Here is a 5,929-nt window from a genome sequence, read left to right on the forward strand (position 1 = left end):
CCGCCACACCATCTCGGCGTCGATCCGACCCGGCCACCTTGATCGGAAACCAGGCCGGTCAACGCATCGAAACCCCATGTGCGGAAGACAGACCTAGACGGTCGAGGCCCCGCGTCCCGCTGCGGGTCCCTGAGCCGCGTTCCCGGGCCGTTTGCGAGACCGCGTGCTCTCAGACCCGGCCGCATCCCGGGCAGGGCCGGTTCTCCGCCGCCTCCGCGAGCGGGCGCAGGGTCCCACATCCCTTGTAAGAGCAGCACACGAAGTCGGCGGGAGCCACCGTGATGACCGGTATGCCGTCCACGATGACCGTCGCGGGTGCCTCCGGGATGGGCGCGGGGTGTCGGCGGCGCCAGCCCAGCCGCCGGCTCGACCCGTTTCTGCGCGGCGAGTCGGGCATGTCCTCGTGGGTCACCACGGCCCGTTTACCATTGGACGTCCACCCTTGTTGTTCCCACGGTGTCGAGTTCAGCACACCGGCGTGGCAGGCGCGGTTGCCGGCCCGGATGGTCCCCTTCGTCCGTGGCGTCGCCTGTCGGTTGTCCTGAGCAGATCCGCGCCGGTCGGCCTCGCTCGCGTCTGCACGCCGGTAGCCGTAGGTTCGAAGGGTGCTAGCCGCCGCCGCCGTGTCCCTCCACCCCGATTCTCCGCTCGACGGCCTGGCCATCGGGGAGCAGCCCGAACCCGCGCCGCTCGACGGGTGGGTCACCGTCACGGTGCGGGCCGCCTCGCTCAACCATCACGACCTGTTCAGCCTGCGTGGAGTGGGCCTGCCGGCGGATCGGCTCCCGATGATCCTCGGCTGTGACGCCGCCGGGGTGACCCCCGACGGGCAGGAGGTCATCGTCCACAGCGTGATCGGTGATCCGACAGCGGGCGGGGGGGACGAGACGCTGGACCCGAAGCGGACCCTGTTGTCCGAGCTGTACCCGGGGACCCTTGCCGAGCGGGTCGCCGTGCCGCGGCGCAACCTGATCCCGAAGCCCGCCGGGTTGTCGTGGGAGGAGGCCGCCTGCCTGCCGACCGCCTGGCTCACTGCCTACCGGATGGTCGTCTCCCGGGCGGGGCTGCCCGCCGGGGGCGGCGGCACCGTGCTCATCCAGGGAGCCGGTGGGGGGGTGGCCACCGCGGCGCTGTTGATCGCCAAGGCCGCCGGGCACACCGTCTTCGTGACCTCGCGGGACGAGACCAAGCGGAAGCGGGCGGCCGCCCTCGGCGCCGACGAGGTTCTCGAACCCGGTGCCCGGCTGCCGCGCCGGGTCGACGCGGTCATCGAGACCGTCGGCGCCGCCACCTGGGGTCACTCGGTGAAGGCATTGCGCCCCGGCGGGCGCATCGTGGTCTCGGGCGCCACCAGTGGTCCGAACCCGCCGGCGGACCTCACCCGGATCTTCTTCCTCCAGCTGTCGGTGATCGGTTCCACCATGGGGAGCCGGGACGAGCTGGTCGACCTCGTCGCGTTCGCGGAACGGACCGGGGTGCGGCCGCTGATCCACGAGGTGCGCCCGCTGGCCGATGCCCGGGCCGCCTTCGAGCAGCTGCTCGGCGGTGAGTTCTTCGGCAAGCTGATACTCCGCCCCCCCGCCTAGCCTCTTTGGTGCGATGCGGGGACTCCTGGCGCGGGGCTGGGCGGGCCAGCCAGGTGGCGAGCCGGACCGGCCGCCGCACGCCGGTGGCGCTGCCGGGCACGGCGGGGCGGGACCCGGTCCTCGGATCGGGCACGCCCCGCCAGCCGCGCGCTCAGTTCTCGAACGCCGCCTCGACCAGGGCCTGCTGCTCGCGCTCGTGCACCTTCGACGACCCCGAGGCCGGGGCCGCGGCGGCGCGCCGGGAGATGCGACGCAGCCGGATGCCGCCGGGCAGGAACTCGGTCAGGTTGAGGGCCATGTGCGGGTAGGCGCCCTGGTTCGCTGGCTCCTCCTGGAGCCAGACGATGTCCGTCACGTTCGGGTAACGCTCCAGGACCTGCGCGAGCTCCGGTCCGGGCGTCGGGTAGAGCTGTTCGACGCGCAGCAGGGCGAACCGCTCGGCGTCATCGTGCTTCCCCCGGGCGGCGGCGAGATCGTAGTAGACCTTGCCGCCCGTGAGCAGTACCCGGCGCACGGCCGACGGGTCCGTGACGGACCCGTCGTCAATCACCGGCTGCCAGCCGCTGCCGGTCAGCTCCGCCACGGTGGACGTCGCGGCCTTCAGCCGCAGCATCGACTTGGGGGTGAAGACCACCAGCGGGCGCCGGACCGGCGAGAGGGCCTGCCGGCGCAGCAGGTGGAAGTAGCTGGCGGGGGACGAGGGTGCGGAGACCGTCATGTTGTTGTCCGCGCACAGCGACAGGAATCGCTCGATGCGGGCGGAGGAGTGGTCGGGACCCTGACCCTCGTAGCCGTGCGGCAGCAGCAGGGTGACTGCCGACCGCTGGCCCCACTTGGCCTCACCGGCGGTGATGAACTCGTCAATGATCGACTGGGCACCGTTGGCGAAGTCGCCGAACTGCGCCTCCCAGAGCACCAGCATGTCCGGCCGGGCGACCGCGTAGCCGTACTCGAAGCCCATCGCCGCGAACTCGCTCAACAGCGAGTCGTAGACGTAGAAGGTGCCGACACCGTCGTTCACGATGGTGCCGTCGAGGCCGTAGCGCAGGGTCCGCAGCGGGGTGTGGTCCGCGGCGCTGTGCCGGTTGACCAGCACAGCGTGCCGCTGGCCGAAGGTGCCCCGCCGGCTGTCCTGACCGGTCAGCCGCACCGAGCGGCCGTCGAGTAGGAGCGTTCCGAAGGCCAAGGTCTCCGCCAGCGCCCAGTCGATCGAGCCGGTCTTCACCATCTGGGCCCGCCGCTCGACCTGGGGACGCAGCCGTGGATGGACGGTGAAGCCCTCCGGCAGGTTGACCTGGGTCTCGATGACCTTCTTCACGGCCTCGTCGGACACGGCGGTGCTCACCGCGGCCGCCGCGGCGGCCTCCTCCGGGGTGGTGATGATGCGTGGCTGCGGCGACGAGCCCGCCGGAGTGGTGTCCCGGGTCTGCGCGAAGGCCTTCTCGAGCTCCGCGCGGTAGCTCTTCATCGCTTGCTCGGCCTCCTCGCGGGTGATGTCCCCGCGGCCGATCAGCGCCTCGGTGTAGAGCTTGCGCACCGAACGCTTGCTGGCGATGGTGTCGTACATCAACGGCTGGGTGAACGAGGGCTCGTCCATCTCGTTGTGCCCGCGCCGCCGGTAGCAGACCAGGTCGATGACGACGTCCTTGTGGAACGCCTGGCGGTACTCGAACGCCAGCGCCGCGACCCGGACACACGCCTCCGGGTCGTCCCCGTTCACGTGGAAGATCGGTGCCTGGACCATCCGGGCGACGTCGGTGGCGTACACCGACGACCGGCCGGAGTCCGGCGAGGTGGTGAATCCGACCTGGTTGTTGATGACCAGGTGCACGGTGCCGCCGGTGCGGTATCCGCGCAGCTGGGACAGGTTGAGGGTCTCGGCGACGACCCCCTGACCGGCGAACGCGGCATCGCCGTGGACGAGTACCGGCAGGACGGTGAAACCCGCCGAGCCCTTGTCCAGGATGTCCTGCTTGGCGCGGACGACGCCCTCGGTGACCGGGTCGACCGCCTCGAGGTGCGACGGGTTCGCGACCACCGAGACCGGTACCGTGCGGCCGTCCTGGCCGGTGTAGACGCCCTCGGCGCCGAGGTGGTACTTGACGTCGCCGGAGCCGTGCGCGGTCTGCGGGTCGAGGTAGCCCTCGAACTCGGCGAAGATCTGCCGGTAGGACTTGCCGACGATGTTGGCGAGCACGTTCAGCCGGCCGCGATGGGCCATGCCGATGACGACCTCGTCCATCCCCGCGCCGGCGGCGCGCGAGAGAACTTCGTCGAGGGCGGGGATCGTCGACTCGGCGCCCTCGAGGGAGAACCGGCGCTGGCCGACGTACTTGGTCTGCAAGAACGATTCGAACGCCTCCGCGGCCCCGAGCCGCTCCAGCACGTGCAGCTGCTCGGCCGGGTCCGGCCGCTCCGCGGCCCGCTCGACCCGGGCCTGGATCCAGGCGCGCTCGTCCGGCTCCTGGATGTGCATGTACTCGATGCCGATCCGACGGCAGTACGAGTCGCGCAGGACCCCCAGGACGTCGCGCAGGGACATCGTCCGGTGCCCGGCGAAGCCGCCGACGGCGAACTCGCGGTCGAGGTCCCACAGGGTCAGCCCGTGGCTGATGATGTCGAGATCGGGATGGCTGCGGATGGCGAACTCGAGCGGGTTCGTGTCCGCCATGAGGTGGCCGCGCACCCGGTAGGCGTGGATCAGTTCCAGCACCCGGGCGTTGTGGTCGAGGTCGCCCTCGTGCACGACCGGCATGTCGGTGACCCAGCGCACGGGCTCGTAGGGCACCCGCAGCGACTGGAAGATCTCGTCGTAGAAGCCGTCCTCGCCGAGGAGCAGCTGGTGCATCCGGCGCAGGTACTCACCCGACTGGGCGCCCTGGATGATGCGGTGGTCGTAGGTGCTGGTCAGTGTGATGATCTTGGAGATCGCGAGCTTCGCCAGGGTGTTCGCCGACGCGCCGGAGAACTCGGCCGGGTACTCCATCGCCCCGACACCGATGATCGTGCCCTGGCCCTCCATCAGGCGGGGCACCGAGTGCACGGTGCCGATGCCGCCGGGGTTGGTCAGGCTGATGGTGACGCCGGTGAAGTCGTCGGTGGTCAGCTTGTTCGCCCGGGCCCGGCGCACGAGGTCCTCGTAGGCCTGCCAGAACTGGGTGAAGTCCAGCGTCTCGGCCTTCTTGACGGCGGCGACGACGAGCTGGCGGCCCTTCGGGGTCACCAGGTCGATGGCGAGGCCCAGGTTGATGTGCTCCGGCTGGACGATGGCCGGCTTGCTGCCCACCTCCGTGTAGGAGGCGTTCATGATGGGATGCGCGGCCAGCGCCTTGACCATCGCGTAGCCGATGATGTGCGTGAAGGACGCCTTGCCGCCGCTGGAGCGGGCCAGGTGCCGGTTGATCACGATGCGGTTGTCCGCGAGCAGCTTGGCCGGCACCGCCCGCACCGAGGTCGCCGTCGGGACGTGCAGCGAGGTCTCCATGTTGCTGACCACGCGGGCGGCGGCGCCGCGCAGCGGCGTGGCCGCCCCCGGAACCTGCCGGTCGGCGGGTGCCGCCTGCTTCGGGGGCCCGGCGGGCTGCGCCGACGCCGGGACCGGCGCGGTCGCGGCGGCCGGAACAGACGCGGCGGGCGGAACCGACGGGACGGCCTCGCTCGGCTTCACCGGAACAGGCGTAGTGTGGGAGATCTCACCATCCGGCGAGACCTCTCCGCTAGGGGCCGCCGTGGCGGCCTGCTCGGCTACGCCCGCGGAGGCGGGCGGCGTGCCGGGGCGGTAATCGGAGAGGAACTCGCGCCACTCCGGCGATACGCTCTGCGGATCTTCGAGAAACTGCTGGTAGATCTCGAAGACCAGCCATTCGTTGGGTCCGAAGTCAGGTCCTGACGCAGGTACCGTTGGTGCTGTCACGGGGTCATTCGCCTCTATCCACGGTCTCGCTTCTCGGCCTCCGAAAGGCCCTCCCGCCACCGTCTGCCCATCCTACCCGCTCTGGGCATCCTGGTTCGACCTGTCCCCCGATCGGTTACGAGTAGATTGCTCGGCGTGTTCTCCGGGATACGCGGACCGGCGCCGGGAACGGCCGGCAGCTACAGCCAATCAGGGCGAGAGCGAGATCGTTCGATCGTTCATCGCACGGTGGGGATACTCCCGGGCGGGCCGTCGGTTATGCTCGGTGACGCCGGCCCGCATCATGGCCCCCGGACCCAATAAATGTCGCTTCGAGCGACCTACGCCCGTGAGGCGACCTGGCGGGCCGGCATCTGCCTCTTGATGTTTCTGCTCCTTGGTGCCCTTTCTCCCTTGGTGTCGTTGTCCCTTGGTTTGCCCGGGGTCAGAG

3 protein-coding genes are annotated in these 5,929 nt (G+C 70.5%); 1 reads left to right on the forward strand and 2 read right to left on the reverse strand.

Translation table 11 applies throughout. The features are described from left to right. Positions 1-169: 169 nt before the first annotated feature. Positions 170-415, reverse strand: coding sequence for a hypothetical protein (locus ACY45C_RS05820; RefSeq protein WP_462186625.1), 246 nt, complete (start codon positions 413-415; stop codon positions 170-172). A gap of 190 nt (positions 416-605) precedes the next feature. Between ACY45C_RS05820 and ACY45C_RS05825 the strand changes: the two genes are divergently transcribed. Beyond that, positions 606-1,586, forward strand: a complete 981-nt coding sequence (locus tag ACY45C_RS05825; protein ID WP_462186626.1) for a zinc-binding dehydrogenase — start codon at positions 606-608, stop codon at positions 1,584-1,586. A 151-nt stretch (positions 1,587-1,737) separates the two neighbouring features. Here the strand turns inward: ACY45C_RS05825 and ACY45C_RS05830 are convergent, their stop codons facing one another. Continuing rightward, positions 1,738-5,499, reverse strand: a complete 3,762-nt coding sequence (locus tag ACY45C_RS05830) for a multifunctional oxoglutarate decarboxylase/oxoglutarate dehydrogenase thiamine pyrophosphate-binding subunit/dihydrolipoyllysine-residue succinyltransferase subunit (RefSeq protein WP_462186627.1) — start codon at positions 5,497-5,499, stop codon at positions 1,738-1,740. Positions 5,500-5,929 lie beyond the last annotated feature (430 nt).

Source organism: Frankia sp. CcWB2, from assembly GCF_977927585.1.